Here is a 15462-nt window from a genome sequence, read left to right as displayed (position 1 = left end):
TCGGGCCGCACGCCAGGCCGGTCACGCCTCCGCGGCGCCGACCAGCGGGCGGTGGCAGGCCACCGTGCGGCCGGGCGCCACCTCCCGGGGCCGGGGCTCCTCGGTGGCGCAGCGGCTGTCCGCCAGCGGACAGCGGGTGCGGAAGCGGCAGCCGCTGGGCGGGGCGAGGGGGGAGGGCGGGTCGGCGGGGAGCAGGCCGGTGTCGCGCAGCGGGCGGCCGGGTTCGGGGACGGCGGCGAGCAGGGCGGCGGTGTAGGGGTGGGCCGGGGCGGCGAGGACGGCCTCGGTGGGGCCGCGCTCGCAGATGCGGCCGAGCTGGAGCACGGCCACCTCGTCGCTCACCGCCCGGACCACGCCGAGGTCGTGGGAGATGAACAGGCCGGCCAGTCCGCGCTCCTCGGTGAGGTCGCGCAGCAGGTTGAGCACGGTGGCCTGGGCCGAGACGTCGAGGGCGGAGACCGCCTCGTCGGCGATCAGGACGCGCGGCCCGGCGGCCAGCGCCCGGGCGATGGCGACCCGCTGGGCCTGTCCGCCGGAGAGCTGGTGGGGCCGGCGGTCGCCGAACAGGGCGGGCGGCAGGCCGACGGCCTCCAGCTGCCGGGTGACGATCTCCTCCCGATCCCGATCCCGCTCGCGGTGGTCGCGGTCGCGGTCGCGGGCCGGGTCGGGGTGGGCGTCGAGGGGTTCGGCGACGAGGTCGCGGACCCGGCGGCGCGGGTTGAGGGAGGAGAGAGGGTCCTGGAAGACCATCTGGAGGCGGGGCCGGACGGCCCGCAGGGCCCGCGGGGAGAGCGCGGCGAGGTCGGTGCCGTCGAGGGTGACGGTGCCGGTGGTGGGCGGGGGCAGCCGCAGCAGGGCCTTGGCGATGCTGCTCTTGCCGGAGCCGGACTCGCCGACCAGGGCGAGGGTGCGGCGCGGATACAGGGCCAGGTCGACGCCGCTGACGGCGTGCAGCGGGCCGGAGCGGGTGCGGTGGACGACGCCGAGGCCGGTGGCCTCCAGGACGGCCGTACCAGCGTCGGCAGTTCCGGCGCCGGCGGTGTCGGGGGCGACGGTCTCGGGGGCGGTGGTCATGCCGCGGACTCCAGTTCCTCGGGAGCGATGGGGTCGGCCGCGGTGAGCGGGAAGTGGCAGTCGGCGGTGTGTCCGTCCGCCGCCGTGCGGGTGGGTGGCGCGGTGGTGGTGCAGAGTTCGGTCGCCCGCTCGCAGCGCGGGGCGAAGGGGCAGCCGGGGATGGGCCGGGTGAGGTCGGGCGGTGAGCCGGGGATGGCGGGCAGGGTGCGGCGCAGCGGGCCGGTGACCCGCGGGACGGAGCGCAGCAGCGCCGCCGTGTAGGGGTGTCGGGGGTTCCGGGTGACGGCCTCGGTGGGGCCGGTCTCGACGATCCGGCCGCCGTACATGACGGCGATGCGGCGGGCCCGCCCGTACAGCAGGCCGATGTCGTGGGTGATCAGCAGGGTGGCCAGGCCCCGGTCGACCCGGTGCTGGTCGAGCAGGTCGAGGACGGTGCGCTGGACGGTGACGTCGAGGGCGGTGGTGGGTTCGTCGGCGAGCAGCAGGGCGGGTTCGCCGGCCAGGGCGGCGGCGATGCCGACGCGCTGGCGCAGGCCGCCGGAGAGCTCGTGCGGGTGGGCGCGGGCCCGCCGGGCGGGGTCGGGGACGTCGACGGCGGCGAGCAACTCGGCGGCGGTGCGCAGCCGTTCGCGCCGGGACAGGCGGCGCCGGTTGGTGATCGACTCGGTGACCTGGTCGGCGATCCGGACGACCGGGTTGAGCGAGGTCATCGGGTCCTGGTGGACCATGGCGATGCCGGTGCCGAGCAGTTCGGCGCGCCGGGCGGGGGTGGCGGCGAGCAGGTCCTCGCCGTTCAGCCGGATCTCGCCGGTGGCGACGGCCCTGGTGGTGCGCGACCCGACACCGAGGACGGTGCGGGCGAGCACGGACTTGCCGGAGCCGGACTCGCCGACCACGCCGAGGCACTCGCCGGCCGCGATGCCGAGGCTGACGCCGTGCAGGACGTGCAGGCTCCGCCCGTCGGGGGTGTGCAGGACGGTGTCCAGCGAGCGGACGTCGAGGACGGGGGCGGAGGTCATCCGCGCGCTCCCTTCGTGGCGGTGGACTTCGCAGCGGCGGGCTTGGCTGCGGTGGGAGCGCCCGAACGCAGGTGCTCCCCGAGGTAGTTGAGGGCGAGGACGGTCAGGCAGAGCACCGCGGCGGGTGCCAGCGAGATCCACGGCGCGCTGCCGAGGGTGGTGCGGCCCTCGGCGATGATGCCGCCCCAGGAGGGCTCCGGCGGGCGCAGCCCGAAGCCGAGGAAGCTGAGCGAGCCCTCGGCGACGATGGCGACGGTGGTGGCGGTGAAGGCGAAGGTGAGCGCGATCGGCAGGACGTGCGGGACGATCTCGCGGCGCAGGACGCGCAGCGGGGCGGTGCCGATCATGCGGGCGGCCTGGACGAAGCCGCGCTCGGCGAGCGAGAGCACGACGGCGCGCACCACCCGGGTGAAGTGCGGGACGGTGAACAGCCCGATCAGGCCGCCGATGACGGTGAGGCCGGGGCCGCGCATCGAGACCACGATCATCACCAGGATCAGGCTGGGCACGGACATCAGCAGGTCGGTCGCGAAGCCGATGGCCTTGTCGACCGGGCCGCGGAACCAGCCGGCGGCGAGGCCGAGCGCGCCGCCGCCGAGCAGCCCGACCAGGACGGTCAGGGCGGCGACGGTGAAGGAGGCGCGGGCGCCGGCGACGGTGCGCTGCAGGATGTCCCGCCCGGAGCCGTCGGTGCCCAGCCAGTGGCCGGGGCCGGGGGCGGCGGAGGGGTGGGCGAAGTCGCCGTGCAGCGGGTCGAAGCCGGGCAGCAGGGGCAGCAGCAGGGCGGCGAGGGCGACCACGGCCAGCCAGGCCGCGGCGGCGAGCACCCCGGCCGGCGGGCGGCGGCGGGCGGTTGGGGTCCCGGCGGTGCTCTCGGCGGTGCTCTCGGCGGTCACGGCGGTGGTCCCGGCGGTGCTCTCGGCGGTCCCGGCGGTGGTTTCAGCGGTGCTCATGGGCGATCCTCGGGTCGATCGTGCGGTACAGCAGGTCGACCGCGAAGGTGGCCGCGACCACGGCGACGGCGCTGACCACCACCACGGCCTGGACGACCGGGAAGTCCCGGCCGGCGATGGCCCCGGAGACCAGGCTGCCGACGCCGGGCACCGCGAACAGCGACTCGACCAGCACCGAGCCGCCCAGCGAGGTCCCGATGCCGATCCCGATCAGCGTCACCAGCGGCAGGCTGGACGGCCGCAGGGCGCGGCGCAGCAGCAGCCGGGTGGTGCCCATGCCGCGGCTGCGGGCGGCGGCGATGTACGGCTGGTCGAGGGTGTCGAGCAGCTGCCCGCGCAGGGTGCGGGTGAACACGGCGGCCTCGGTGAGGCCGAGGGTGAGGGCGGGCAGCACCAGGTGGCGCAGGTTCTCGGCCGGGTTCTCGGTGAACGGGGTCCAGCCGGTCGCGGGCAGGACGCGCAGCTGGACGGCGGCGATCCAGATGAGCAGCAGGCCGAGGGCGAAGCCGGGGACGGCGAGCCAGCAGAAGGTGGCGGTGGTGGCGAGCCTGTCGAAGGTGCCGCCGGGCCGCCAGGCGGAGAGCAGGGCGACGGGAACGGCCAGGCAGAGCGCCACCAGCTGGGCGGCGAGGAAGAGTTCGAGGGTGACGGGGATCCGGTCGGCGAGTTCGCCGGTGACGGCCGCTCCGGTGGACAGCGAGTGGCCGAGGTCGCCGTGCAGGGCGTCGCCGATCCACTGCCAGGTGGCGGCGAGCACGTTGCGGTCCAGGCCGAGCCCGGCCTCGTAGGCGGAGATCTGCTCGGGGGTGGCGGTGGGGCCGAGGGCGGCGACGGCGGGGGAGCCGGGCATCAGGTGGGGCAGGGCGAGCGCGCCGACGGTGACCAGCAGCAGGACGGCCGCGGCGCGGCCGAGCTGCCCGCCGTACCGCAGGGCGGTCCGGGCGCCGGGGGTCATCGCTTCACCCACAGGGTGGCGGGCGAGACGTTGAGGACGGTGCGCTTGGACAGGTCGGGCAGCCCGCCGACCTTGGCGGCACCGAGGAAGCCGACGGTGTTCTCGGTGAGGAAGACCATCGGCGCCTCGCCGACGACCCGCGCGGCGGCCTGGCCGTAGGCGGCCGAGCGCTTGGCGGCGTCGGTCGAGGAACGGCCCTCGGTGATCGCCTTCTGGGCCTCGGGGTCCAACCAACTCATGAAGTTGTACGGCGAGTTCGGCAGGTAGAGGCTGCTGAGCGCGGTGTCGGTGTCGCCGAACATGCTGGTGATGAAGTCCATCACCTGGAACTTGCGCTGGAGCATCGCGGTGCCCAGGCCCGCGTTGTCGAGCGGCTTGACGGTCATCCTGATCCCGGCCTCGCCGAGCATCTGCTGGAGCACGGTGGCGCGCTGCTGGGCCTCGGGGCGGCTGTCGACGAGGTACTCGAAGGCGAGGTCGGGGTGGCCGGCCTCGGCCAGCAGGGCGCGGGCCCTGGCCGGGTCGTGGGCCGGGTACCCGGCGGCGGTGCGGTACGGGGAGCGGGAGCCGATCGGGCCGTCCGCGACGGAACCCTGGCCGAGGAAGACGACCTTCTCCAGGGCCTCGCGGTCGATCGCGTACTGCACCGCCCGGCGGACCCGGACGTCGTCGAAGGGTGCGGCCTTGGTGTTGAACAGCACGGTGCTGGTGGAGCCGGGCCCGGTGGCGGTGCGCAGCCCGTCGGCGGCGGCCTGCTTGAGCTGGCTGGGCGTCTCGGTCCAGATCAGGTCGGTGTCGCCGGAGCGCAGCGACTGGTAGCGGCTGTCGGCGTCGGGCAGGACCCGGTAGACGAGCTTGTCGGCGTGGCCCTTGGCGCCCCAGTACGCGGGATTGCGGGACAGGGTGACGGAGACTCCGGGCTGCACGCTCTCCACGGTGTACGGGCCGGAGCCGACGGCGGGGGAGTCGCCGGACGGGGCCTCGGAGACATAGCCGAGCGAGCGGGTGAACAGGTTGGGGAAGGCGGCGTCGGGCGCCTTGAGGGTGAAGGCGACGGTGGTCGGGCCGGTGACGGCGGTGGAGCCGATGGCGGCCGCGTCGAGGGCGCAGGCGCACTTGCTCTCCGGCTTGGCGAGCCGGGTGACGTGGTCGGCGACGGCCTGGGCGTCGAGCGGCTTGCCGTCGCTGAACGTCACGCCCTCGCGCAGGTCGAGGGTCCAGACCGTGGCGTCGGCGTTGGGGGTGAAGGACTTGGCGAGGTACGGCTGGACGGTGCCGTTGTCGCCGTTGACCATCAGCGGGTCGTACAGGGCGTTGGCGAGGACCATCATCGGCATCGAGGTCAGGGTGCCGTCGGCGGGGTCGAGCTTGGTGAACGGCCGGTCCAGGCCGATCTTGAGCGTGCCGCCGTCCACGGCCGGCCCGTCGGCCGCCGCGCCGGTGTTCCCGGCGGCGGTGCCGGTGCCGGTGCCGGTGCCGGACAGGGCGTCGTCGGAGGCGGAGCAGGCGGTGAGCGTGAGCGCGGCCGTGCAGGCCGCGGCTACCAGGAGGTGGGTGTGCCGCTTCATGGTTCCTCGGTTCGGGGGGTGCGGGGCGGCCAGGGGGGAGTGCGGCCGCCGACGCCCACACCATTTCGGAAGTGGCAGTACTGCCAAAAGGCAGTTGTGCAAACTTCGGATGACGAAACCCGGAAGAGTCGGCTCCCGCCTTGAGCGAGCACGGTCGGACGTGATTCGGTACTGACAGCCGCCCCCTCGGCGGCCCCACCTCCGCCCGGGCCGGGCACTCGCCCGAGACCGACTCGGACACCCAACCCACCGAACAGGAGCGGAAGAACGATGCAGGGGACGGACACCGCGGCGGAGCCGGGCATGCGCGACCGCAAGAAGGCGCGCACCCGCGACAGCATCCGCACCGCGGCGCTCGAACTCTTCGAGGAGCAGGGCTACGAGCGCACCACGGTGGACCAGATCTGCCGCCGCGCCGACGTCGCCCACCGCACCTTCTTCCGCTACTACCCGGCCAAGGAGGCCCTGCTCTTCGGCTGGGACTTCGGCCAGGTCGTCCTCGACGCCTTCGCCGCCGCCCCCGCCGAACTCCCGCTCTGGGCCGCGCTCGAACACGCGCTGACCGTCACCGGCGGACGGCTGGAGGAGCCCGTCGAGCACACCGAGCGCCGGCGGCGGCTGCGCAGGGGCCTGCTCGAAGTGCACTCCGTCCACAACTACGCCCTGGTCGTCATCGACGCCTTCATCGAACGCACCGTCACCATCGCCGCCGAGCGGCTCGACGTCGACCCGGACACCGACCTGCGCCCGACCGCGCTCGGCGCGATGTTCGGCGGCATGGTGCGGCGCCACATCCTGATCGGTCAGGAGAGCGCCACGCTGGCCGGCTGGGTCAAGGCCTACCGGGACGTGCTCGCCGCGGCGGGCTGACCCGAACCGCCACCGACCCCGTCACCGACCCCCGCCACCGACCCCGACCCCGTCCCCGGGCGTGCCGCCGGCCGCCCGGACGGCACCCCACGCCCAACTCCCCCTCCTCACCCCCGCGTCACCCCTCGCGCGGTCCTGTCGCGCGCCTTCGTCACACCCTTCGCAAGACCCTTCGCACATCCCGAAAGGCCCCCGCATGTCCCTGGTCAACTTCCGCGACCCCGCCGTGCTCGCCGACCCCGCGAGCCGCTGGATCCGTCCCGGCGCCCTGTTCCGCTCCGCCCAGCCCTTCCCCGCCGCCGACGCGGACGTCGTCGCCCAGCTGCGCGAGCACGGCGTCACCACCGTGGTCGACCTCCGGGGCGAGGCCGAGAGCAGCCCCGAGGACTGGGCCGCCGCCGAGGCCGCCGGCATCGCCGTCGTCGCCGCCCGGATCGAGCCCACCAACGACGAACTGGCCCAGGCCATGCTGACCATGACCACGGCGGAGGACCTCGGCGCCTTCTACCTGCTGATGGCGGAGTCCGCGCCGCAGGCCCTGGCCGCCGCCGTGGAGGCCACCGCCCGCCCCGGCGGGGTGCTGGTGCACTGTGCCGCCGGCAAGGACCGCACCGGGCTGCTCACCGCGCTGCTGCTGGAGCTGCTCGGGGTGCCCGCCGAGGAGATCGTCGCCGACTACGCCCGCACCAACGAGGCGATCCAGCAGATCTGGGCCGGGCTCGCCGACCGCAACCGCGCCGCCCTCAACGAGGTCGAGGCCGGCCGACTGGTCGTCCCCGCCCCGCTGCTGGAGGCCCCCGCCGGGGCGATGAGCGCCTTCCTCGACCTGGTCCGCACCAAGCACGGCGGCGCCGCCGCCTTCCTGGCCGCCTGCGGGGCCACCGCCGAGACACTGGACGCCTTCCGCGCCAAGGCCGCCCGTACCGAGGCCGCCGCCCGCACCGCCGTGTCGAACGCCGCCGAGGTGACGGCATGACGACGACCCTCCTGCACCACACCGACGGCACGCCCTTCCGCGACCTCAACCACAACGGCACCATGGAGCCCTACGAGGACCCGCGGCTGCCCGTCGAGGAGCGGGTCGAGGACCTCCTCGGCCGGATGACCGCGGAGGAGAAGGCCGCGCTGATGCTGCACGGCCGGATGCTCCCCGGCGAGCACCCGCCGTTCCCTTCCGGCGCCGACCTGATCACCGAACGCGGCCTCACCCACTTCGCCATGATGGCCGTCCCCGACCCGCGCGCGATGGCCGCGTGGAACAACCACGTCCAGGACCTCGCCGCGGCCGCCCGGCTGGGCATCCCGGTCACCCTCTCCTCCGACCCCCGGCACGGCTTCACCGCCAACCCGGCCACCGCCCACACCGGCGGCGGCTTCAGCACCGGCCCCGAGCCGATCGGCCTCGCCGCCACCGACGATCCCGAACTGGTGCGCCGCTACGCCGACCTGATCCGCCGCGAGCTGTGCGCCGTCGGCATCCGGGTCGCCATCCACCCGATGGCCGACCTCGCCACCGAGCCCCGCTGGGCCCGGATCAGCGGCACCTTCGGGGAGGACCCGGAGCGCGCCTCGCGCATGATCACCGCCTACATCGAGGGCCTCCAGGGCGAGCGGATCGGCCCGGACAGCGTCGCCTGCATGACCAAGCACTTCCCCGGCGGCGGCCCGCAGGCCGGCGGCGAGGACTCGCACTTCGCCGCGGGGCGCCGACTGGTCTACCCCGGCGGCGAGTTGGAGACCCACCTGCGCCCCTTCGAGGCGGCGTTCGCCGCGGGCACCGCGCAGATCATGCCCGCCTACGCGATCCCCTCCGGCAGCGGCCTCGCCGAGGTCGGCGCCAACTTCAACCGGGACGTCATCACCGGCCTGCTGCGCGGGCGCTACGGCTTCGACGGCGTGGTCTGCACCGACTTCAACGCCATCACCGGCATGAGTGTCCCCGGCGTGGTCACCCTGCCGCCGCGGCACTGGGGCGTCGAGGAGCTGTCCGTCGCCGAGCAGGTCGTGCTCACCCTCGACGCGGGCGCCGACCAGCTCGGCGGCGAGACCGACCCGGAGCTGATCCTGGCCGCCGTCCGCTCCGGCGCCGTCACCGAGGCCCGGCTCGACGAGTCGGCCCGCCGCATCCTGCGCGACAAGTTCCGCCTCGGCCTCTTCGACGACCCGTACGTCGACGTGGAGGCCGCCGCCGAACTGGTCGGCACCCCGGAGGGCCGGGCGCTCGGCCGCGAGGTCCAGCGCCGCTCCGTGGTCCACCTGGCCGGCGAGCCGCGCACCGCCACCGCCGCCACCCGGCTCTACGTCCAGGGCATCGACCCGCAGGTCGCCGCCGGGTACGGCACCCTCGTCGAGCACCCCGAGCAGGCCCACCTGGCCGTCGTCCGCCTCGCCACCCCGTACGAGCGGCGCGAGGGCATGCTCGAACAGCACTTCCACAGCGGTTCGCTGGAGTTCGAGGCGGCCGAGGTCGAGCGGCTCACCGCCCTGGCCGCCGCCGTCCCCACGGTCTTCGCCGCCCAGCTGGAACGGCCCGCCGTGCTCACCCCGCTCGCCCCGCACGCGGCCCTGCTGATCGGGGAGTTCGGCGCCGCGGACGAGGTCGTCCTGGACGCCGCCCTCGGCCGCGCCCCGATGACCGCGACCCTCCCGTTCGACCTGCCGGCCTCCGACGCCGCCGTCGCCGCGTCCCGCGAGGACGTCCCCTTCGACACCCGCGCCCCGCTCTTCCGCCACGGCCACCGCGCCCCCGCCGGAAGCTGACCCACCCCGCCCCGGGGAGCGCCCGCCCGCCGGGCCTCCCCGGCGCGGGCCCCGCGCCCGCTCCCGGAGATCGGCACGTGACGGCCCACCGAGGCGACCGCCGAGGAGGGACCTGCGTTCGCCGGCGCTCGGTCAGCAGCGTCGAGCCCCTTCCGATCCCGGCTCCTCCCCGCGGGGGAGGGGATGATGAGGCCGGTCGATCCCGGCCGACGCCACGGTTCACCTCGGCCGGATGCGAACATGGCACGGAGCCGGGGGAGCGACCAGCGACCATCATTCGGCCGGGCCTGCTCGGTCACGCTTGTACGGGGTGCGGTGTCATGGTGAAGGACTGGCGGGGCGACAGGATCGGCAGTGCGCTGAAAGGTACGAACCCCACGGTGCTCCGGCGGCTCGACGCCGGCTTCGCGGTGATCGGCGACGTGCAGTTCTTGCCCGGCTACTCGGTCCTGTTGGTGGACGAGCCCGGTGTGCAGCGGCTGTCCGATCTCCCGCGCGGCAAACGAACGGCTTTCCTGGCGGACATGGACCGGCTGGCTGAGGCCGTGGAGCGGGTCTGCCGGCGGCTGGACCCGGAGTTCCGGCGCGTGAACCTGGAGATCCTCGGCAACACCGACAACTTCCTGCACGCGCACGTGTGGCCGCGGTTCGAGTGGGAGAGCCCGGAGCTCGTCCGCCGCCCGGTGTGGCTGTATTCCGCGGAGAACTGGCGCGATCCGGCAATGGCGCTCGGACCGGAGCACGACGGCCTGCGGGAGGCGATCGGGCGCGAGCTCGACGGTTTGTCCGCGCCGGCTGTCCGTCCGGAGGGCAGGGGATGAGCGTGGTATCCAACCCTGGGACCGACGGTGTGCCCCTGGGCGGCAAGCGGTGGCCGTGAGGATCCGGAAGGACCACGAAGGTCCACCTCGCCGTCGACGGCCGGGGCCTGCCGCTCCCGGACGAGGAACGTGAGCAGGCGGTCCGTTCGGTCGACCGCCTGCTCGCCGACACGGCGGAGCGCACCGCAGCACTCTTCGATCCGCCGGCCCTCGTCGCTCCGGCCCTCGTCGCCGGCCCCGGCCACGAGCACTCCTTCGCGGCCGCGCCGCTGAGCGATGGCCTACCGGCAGGCGTGTACGAGGCGGTCCGGGGCCGGGACCTGCGCGTTGCACCCGCCGCCAAGCCCTCGCGCGACGCGCTTCACAGGGCGTTCCAGAACGAGCGGAGCAGGACGGCCGTCTCTTCGGTGCGCTCGATCTGCGGCAGGAGGGCGGCCAGGCAGCTGCACCAACAGTCCGGAGCGGAACGGCGGTTGGGGTGGCTGCTGGTCCTGTATCCGGCCGTGCCGGCGATCCTGCCGCCTGTCCCCGACACATGGCTACGTTTCTGGTTCTGGTCCACGGTGCTGCTCGGCCTGTCCGCGATGCTCTCGCTCGGCCTGCTGCTGCGCGGCGCGGGCCACGCGGACTGCCGGCGAGGAGGGAGGCGGGCCGGAACGGACGGTAGCCGCGCCGGCGGCGGTCACAGGCAGCGGAGCAGGGCCGGACGGTCCCTCGTGCGGACGGCGGGGAGCCAGGCGGTGGTGGGTCCTGGCAGGCGGATGCGGTACCAGAGGGTGGAGACGAGGTCCTCCTCGTTGATGACGGGGAGGCCGGTCGGGAGTTGGCAGTCGGCGTCGAGGGTGTCGTTGTGCCAGACCCGCACGGGGACGACGTTGTCGGCGGTGTAGGGGCGCAGGGGGTCGACGGCGAGGCCGAGGCTGCACCGGGGGTCGCGGTCGGTGCGGTCCTGACAGCCGCGTTCGGTGTTGAAGACCCGGACGTGGGCGGGCTGTCCGGACGGTCCCGGGTGCGGCCAGAGGGCAGTGCCGGTGACGGCGACCGTGGCGCAGGAGGCCAGGGCCAGCAGAGCGGTGCGAGGGCGAGGGTTCGGGCGGCGCGCGCGCCGGCCGGGGCGGTGGGCGCGGATGCGGGCGAGCAGGCTCTCCGCGGTGTGCGGGGCGCGGGCGGTGTGGGTGGGGGCGAGACAGTCGGCGGCCAGGGCGCGCCAGAACGGGGGGACGACGGCGGCCAGCCGCAGGGCAGCGCGGCCTTCCGCGTACTGCTGGGTGGCGGCGCAGCGGGCGGCGGAGGTGGCGCCGGGGAACGGCCGGCCGCCGGCGGCGAAGACCTCGTGGATCACGATGCCGAGCGCCCAGATGTCAGCGGTGGTACGGATCTTGACGCCGTGCTCGCCGAGGGGTTCCTTCCAGCGCTCCGGCGGGAGGTAGTCGGGGGTGCCCATCGGGGAGCCGTGGCCGTGGGTGCCGGTGAGTTCGATGGCGAGGCCGAAGTCGGAGAGGCGGACCTCTCCGTCCGCGCCGATGAGGACGTTCTCCGGCTTGAGGTCGGTGTGGACCCAGCCGGAGCGGTGCAGGTGGGCCAGGCCCTCGCAGATGCCGGTGACGATCCTGGCGCCATAGGCCTCGTCGATGCCGATGGCGAGCAGGTCGCGCAGGGTGCACCGGGCGCGTTCCATGACCAGGACGATCGCGCCGTCGAGCGACGGCTGGTCGGGGGCGGCCAGGACGACGGCATCGAGCAGCCGCACCAGCCGGGGGTGCGGGGCGGTACGGCCCAACTCGGCTTCGCGCCGGGCGGCTTCGGCGACCTGGCGGGCCTGGCGGGGCGCGAGTCCGGCGGTCAGCAGCACCTTGAGGGCGACCGTGTCATCCGCCCCGCCGCCGCCGTCGGCCCGGCGGGCGGCGTACACCGTCGCCCAGCCGCCCTCACCGATCAGCCCGGTGACGGTCCACTCTCCGACCCGGTGGCCGGTCGGTAGAAGTTCCTCGCCGTCCCCGGGGAAGGCCGGGTTCTGCGGCATGGCCGGCCCTCCCTACCGTCCGGACCGGCCGGGCCCGGGGTCCGGCAGGAGCACGAGGTGCTCCTCGCGGACGATGCCGAACTTCAGGGCGAGCCCCACCACGGCCTCGCGTTTGCCGCTGCGGCGGTCCGCGCGGTCGCCGTCGGGCAGGTCGATGCGGAGCTTCTCGGCGGCGAGATAGTCGAGGTGCGAGCTGACCGCGCGGGCGGTGAGACGGGCGCAGGAGGGGTGGCCGTGCAACCGCGCGACCACCTGCGGGGTGGTGGGCACGGTGGCGGGGGAGTGGTCGCGCAGCCATGGTTCGCAGAGCGCGACCAGGACCAGGAAGTAGGTGGCGGTCTCGTCCAGCGAGTACGCCGTCATGGTGCGGCTCTCCCAGGAGCCACCGCGGGCGTCCAGGTCCAGGTAGACGTGGTCGGGCGCGAACACCTGGAAGGACAGCGGGGTTTCCCGCCGGGAGGGCAGCACCACCCGGGAGAACTCGAAGGGGATCGGTGCGCCGACCCGCCGTGGCGGCACCCGCAGGTACTCGCCGGCGCCCTCCGGGTTCTCCACCAGGTAGGCGTGCGAGTTGCTGAGGTTGCTCAACTGCCAGTGGTCGTCGGTCGCGTGGATCTCACCGGCCAGCCGGGAGACCGACTCGTCGCCGAGGCGCAGTTCCACCGGCCTGTGAGCGGATCCGCGGCCGAAGCGCGCCCGCTCTCCCGGACCGAGTCGTAAGGTCACCGTGTCGCCGCCGTTCCCCGCCGGCAGGTGGACGACAATCCCGCGCACCGCTCCTCCGTCCCGCGCACCGTCCCGTCTCGCGCGCCGACTCTTGCCGGACGGACGAACGGTACCTCTTCGCGTACGACAATAAACCGGAGCGGCAGGCTACTTGACAAGGTGGAAGCGGAGTGCACGGGTGTTCGGTCAGAGCATCGGCGCCCCTGGACGCAGCGGTGCCATCGGGCGGTCGCCGAAGGCGGCCCACGGTCGCCAGCCGCCGCCGGGACGGTCCTGAACGCGGGTGCGCAGCCGGCCGTCCTCGGTCACCGCGAAGACGTGCAGCCTTCCGGTGGAGTCGGCCGCGGCCGAGGGCGGCGCGGCGAGCACCAGGCCGGGCTCGCCGAAGTCCTCGCCGAACACGCCCGTAGGCTCCCACGCTCCTGCAGGCGCCGACTGCCAGCGGTGGGCCAGCCGTTCGCCGCCGGGGGAGAGGGAGAAGGCCTCCAACCGGCCGTCCGCGCCGGCGATCGTCAGTGGCGCCGCCGTGGACCAGCCGAGCAGTGGCTGCCAGGCGTCCCAGCCGCCGCTGGGCACCGACTGGCGGCGCTGGAAGGCGGCCGTGCCGGAGGGGGCGATCGCGGTGACGTTCAGCCGCCCGGTGCCGTCGCGGGCCACCCGCGGCGCGGCCCCGGCGGGCGTCCCGAAGCGTTCCCATGCGGACCAGGCGCCGCCGGCCGAGGTCTGCCAGCGGTGCAGCAGCGCCGCGCCGCCGGGCGCGAGCACGAACACCTCCAGCCGGCCGTCGGCGTTGGCGGCGACGACCGGCGGAGCGCCCACCGGACCGCTGAAGCCCGCGTCCCAGTCGTCCCAGCCGGTCGAGCCGGGCGAGGCCTGGCGGCGGCGGGCGATCAGTGCGCCGCCGGGGGCGAGGGCGAAGACCTCCAGCCGGCCGTCGGCGTTCCGGGCGACGGCGGGGGCGGCGCCGGCCGGGCCGCCGAAGACCTCCCAGTCCGACCAGTCGCCGTCCGTCCGCTGGACGCGGTGGTGCAGGTCGGCGCCGTCGGGGGCGAGCGAGAACACCTCCAGCCGGCCGTCGGCGTTGCGGCCCAGCACGGGCACCGCGCCGGCGGGCGTCCCGAACACCTCCCAGTCCGACCAGGTGTCGGAGTCCGGGTCGGTCTGGACACGGCGCAGCATCGACCGGTCGGCCGCGTCGAGGGCGAACACGTTGAGCCGGCCCTGGACGTCCGGGGCGGCGACCGGGTTGTCCGGGCTCTGCCAGGGCGGCGGGGTGGACCGCCAGTCCAGCGGCGCCAGGTACAGGCCTCGGCGGAACCAGCCGGCGGCGCTCGCCCACCACTGCTGCCCGTCGGTGACCACCTCCACGGCGTGGCCCGGCACATGGCCGGAGCGGCCGTCGAGGGAGAAGCGGAACGGGTCGCGGGAGGCGAGGACGTCGGTGCCCTCGTAGCCGTTGCGCGGTCCGAGGAACAGGTAGTACCAGCCGTCCCGGGCCACCACGAAGGGCGACTCGGTGATCGAGACGCCGTCCGCGGCGGTGGCCGCGTCGGCGAAGGCCACGCCGGGCTCGCTCCAGGTCAGCAGCTCGGTGGAGCGCCGGTAGCAGACCTGGTGGTGCCCGCCGGGGGCGGACAGCTCGGTGTAGTACATCACCCACTGGCCGCCGATCCGCAGCACCATCGGATCGCGGGCGGCGGTCCCGCGGAACAGCGGCCCGGACGGCAGCCTGGTCCAGGTGGACAGGTCGGTGGAGGTCGCGGCGTTGATCGCCGCCCCGGCGCGCCCGCCCGCTGCGTAGAACATCCAGTGGACGCCGCCCGACTCGACGACGTGCGGGGCCCACAGGTGCTCCTCGCCGAAGTACGAGGGGTCGACGGTCAGCGCGTCCGGGTGGCTGCTCCACGGCCCGGACGGGGAGGGCGCCGAGGCGTGCGCGAGCGAGACCTCGGCCGAACTGTCGGGCGCCTGCCCGGGTGGCGCACTGTCACCGACGATGCTGAACAGGTGCCAGCGCCCGTCGGCCTGGACCACGGTGTGGTCGTTGAGGTAGCGGCGGCGCGCGGTGGAGGGGTCGTGGACGTGGGCGAACGGGCCGGCGCCGACCCACAGGTGGGGCGGTTCGGCCGATGCCGCTGAGGCGGTACGGCCCGAGAGCGGGAGCACGAGTGCTCCCGCTCCGGCCGCCCGCAGCAGGCCGCGCCTGCTGATCGGGTGCATCGCTGTGCTCCAGGGGGGGGTTACCGGCGTGGTCAGCCGGTGGCGGGTCCGTGGGTGGTGTTCAGCCAGGCCCATTCGGACCAGGTGGAGAAGCCGGTCTGCCACTTGTGGTGGACCCCGTCGGTGTTGGAGCCGAACACCTCGATCCGGCCGTCGGCGTTGTTCGCCGCGCCGATCTCGGTGCCGCCGGTGCCGAAGGTGTCCCACTGGCCGTACGGGGCGTTCAGGCCGGTCTGCCAGATGTGCTGCGCCGTACTGCCGTTGATGGCGAACACCTCCACCCGGCCGTCCGGCGAACGTCCACTGGTCAGCCGGGAGTCGGCGGGGCCGCCGGTGGCTTCCCAGCCGGACCAACTGGTGGGGTCGGTCTGGTACCTGTGGTAGACGCCGGCGGGCCCGGAGGCGAAGACCTCCAGGCGGCCGTCCTGGTTGTGGCTGACGGTGAGGTCGTGGCCGCCGGTGCCGAAGTCGTC

The 15462-nt window shown here is 74.8% G+C and carries 14 protein-coding genes; 4 read left to right on the top strand and 10 right to left on the bottom strand.

Annotation, left to right across the window (positions count from 1 at the left end):
* Positions 1–21: 21 nt before the first annotated feature.
* The 5 genes from ACZ6EM_RS03305 to ACZ6EM_RS03285 are packed head-to-tail and all read right to left on the bottom strand — an operon-like array spanning position 22 to position 5569.
* On the bottom strand, positions 22–1074 hold the full coding sequence (locus ACZ6EM_RS03305) for an ABC transporter ATP-binding protein (protein WP_465771508.1): 1053 nt from the start codon (positions 1072–1074) through the stop codon (positions 22–24).
* A complete protein-coding gene (locus ACZ6EM_RS03300) occupies positions 1071–2093 on the bottom strand; it encodes an ABC transporter ATP-binding protein (protein ID WP_465771507.1) in 1023 nt (340 codons plus the stop codon). The genes ACZ6EM_RS03305 and ACZ6EM_RS03300 overlap by 4 nt, the downstream gene beginning before the upstream one ends.
* On the bottom strand, positions 2090–3046 hold the full coding sequence (locus ACZ6EM_RS03295; RefSeq protein WP_465771506.1) for an ABC transporter permease: 957 nt from the start codon (positions 3044–3046) through the stop codon (positions 2090–2092). Before ACZ6EM_RS03295 ends, ACZ6EM_RS03300 begins: the two co-directional genes overlap by 4 nt.
* Positions 3033–4001, bottom strand: coding sequence for an ABC transporter permease (locus ACZ6EM_RS03290; RefSeq protein ID WP_452177573.1), 969 nt, complete (start codon positions 3999–4001; stop codon positions 3033–3035). The genes ACZ6EM_RS03295 and ACZ6EM_RS03290 overlap by 14 nt, the downstream gene beginning before the upstream one ends.
* Entirely contained in the window at positions 3998–5569 is a 1572-nt protein-coding gene (locus ACZ6EM_RS03285; RefSeq protein WP_465771504.1) for an ABC transporter substrate-binding protein, read from the bottom strand. Before ACZ6EM_RS03285 ends, ACZ6EM_RS03290 begins: the two co-directional genes overlap by 4 nt.
* A 270-nt stretch (positions 5570–5839) precedes the next feature.
* On the opposite strand from ACZ6EM_RS03285, the gene ACZ6EM_RS03280 reads away from it, so the two are divergent.
* The 4 genes from ACZ6EM_RS03280 (at position 5840) to ACZ6EM_RS03265 (ending at position 10020) form a co-directional block, all read left to right on the top strand.
* Complete coding sequence (locus tag ACZ6EM_RS03280) at positions 5840–6439, top strand: TetR family transcriptional regulator (protein ID WP_401051882.1); 600 nt, start codon at positions 5840–5842, stop codon at positions 6437–6439.
* Between the two features lie 196 nt (positions 6440–6635).
* On the top strand, positions 6636–7415 hold the full coding sequence (locus ACZ6EM_RS03275) for a tyrosine-protein phosphatase (protein ID WP_452177575.1): 780 nt from the start codon (positions 6636–6638) through the stop codon (positions 7413–7415).
* Positions 7412–9199 carry a glycoside hydrolase family 3 protein gene (locus ACZ6EM_RS03270; RefSeq protein ID WP_465771503.1) on the top strand — a complete coding sequence of 596 codons (1788 nt, stop codon included), beginning with the start codon at positions 7412–7414 and terminating at the stop codon, positions 9197–9199. The genes ACZ6EM_RS03275 and ACZ6EM_RS03270 overlap by 4 nt, the downstream gene beginning before the upstream one ends.
* 320 nt (positions 9200–9519) lie before the next feature.
* A complete protein-coding gene (locus ACZ6EM_RS03265; RefSeq protein WP_465771502.1) occupies positions 9520–10020 on the top strand; it encodes an HIT family protein in 501 nt (166 codons plus the stop codon).
* A gap of 361 nt (positions 10021–10381) precedes the next feature.
* Here ACZ6EM_RS03265 and ACZ6EM_RS03260 read toward each other — a convergent pair whose 3' ends face one another.
* From ACZ6EM_RS03260 to ACZ6EM_RS03240, 5 genes are all read right to left on the bottom strand, one after another.
* On the bottom strand, positions 10382–10555 hold the full coding sequence (locus ACZ6EM_RS03260; protein ID WP_452177578.1) for a hypothetical protein: 174 nt from the start codon (positions 10553–10555) through the stop codon (positions 10382–10384).
* Positions 10556–10702: 147 nt separating this feature from the next.
* Positions 10703–12043 (bottom strand): serine/threonine-protein kinase, encoded by a 1341-nt coding sequence (locus ACZ6EM_RS03255; RefSeq protein ID WP_465771501.1) that lies wholly within the window; start codon positions 12041–12043, stop codon positions 10703–10705.
* Between the two features lie 12 nt (positions 12044–12055).
* Entirely contained in the window at positions 12056–12817 is a 762-nt protein-coding gene (locus tag ACZ6EM_RS03250) for a serine/threonine protein kinase (RefSeq protein ID WP_401050150.1), read from the bottom strand.
* A 138-nt stretch (positions 12818–12955) separates the two neighbouring features.
* Complete coding sequence (locus ACZ6EM_RS03245; protein WP_465771500.1) at positions 12956–14989, bottom strand: DUF8189 domain-containing protein; 2034 nt, start codon at positions 14987–14989, stop codon at positions 12956–12958.
* Positions 14990–15021: 32 nt separating this feature from the next.
* Positions 15022–15462 (bottom strand): DUF8189 domain-containing protein (locus ACZ6EM_RS03240; RefSeq protein ID WP_465771499.1); only part of this gene is annotated, 441 nt, incomplete at its 5' end.

The organism is Kitasatospora sp. NPDC041917, from assembly GCF_055589745.1.
The sequence above is the reverse complement of the archived record's forward strand: the minus strand, read 5'-3'. Positions and strand labels throughout refer to the sequence as shown.

Excerpts from the sequence above, each read along its gene's own strand:
- ACZ6EM_RS03255 (WP_465771501.1), bottom strand. The coding sequence starts at position 12,043 with ATGCCGCAGAACCCGGCCTTCCCCGGGGACGGCGAGGAACTTCTACCG.
- ACZ6EM_RS03305 (WP_465771508.1), bottom strand. The coding sequence starts at position 1,074 with ATGACCACCGCCCCCGAGACCGTCGCCCCCGACACCGCCGGCGCCGGA.
- ACZ6EM_RS03265 (WP_465771502.1), top strand. The coding sequence starts at position 9,520 with ATGGTGAAGGACTGGCGGGGCGACAGGATCGGCAGTGCGCTGAAAGGT.
- ACZ6EM_RS03285 (WP_465771504.1), bottom strand. The coding sequence starts at position 5,569 with ATGAAGCGGCACACCCACCTCCTGGTAGCCGCGGCCTGCACGGCCGCG.
- ACZ6EM_RS03280 (WP_401051882.1), top strand. The coding sequence starts at position 5,840 with ATGCAGGGGACGGACACCGCGGCGGAGCCGGGCATGCGCGACCGCAAG.
- ACZ6EM_RS03245 (WP_465771500.1), bottom strand. The coding sequence starts at position 14,989 with ATGCACCCGATCAGCAGGCGCGGCCTGCTGCGGGCGGCCGGAGCGGGA.
- ACZ6EM_RS03270 (WP_465771503.1), top strand. The coding sequence starts at position 7,412 with ATGACGACGACCCTCCTGCACCACACCGACGGCACGCCCTTCCGCGAC.
- ACZ6EM_RS03290 (WP_452177573.1), bottom strand. The coding sequence starts at position 4,001 with ATGACCCCCGGCGCCCGGACCGCCCTGCGGTACGGCGGGCAGCTCGGC.
- ACZ6EM_RS03300 (WP_465771507.1), bottom strand. The coding sequence starts at position 2,093 with ATGACCTCCGCCCCCGTCCTCGACGTCCGCTCGCTGGACACCGTCCTG.
- ACZ6EM_RS03275 (WP_452177575.1), top strand. The coding sequence starts at position 6,636 with ATGTCCCTGGTCAACTTCCGCGACCCCGCCGTGCTCGCCGACCCCGCG.
- ACZ6EM_RS03295 (WP_465771506.1), bottom strand. The coding sequence starts at position 3,046 with ATGAGCACCGCTGAAACCACCGCCGGGACCGCCGAGAGCACCGCCGGG.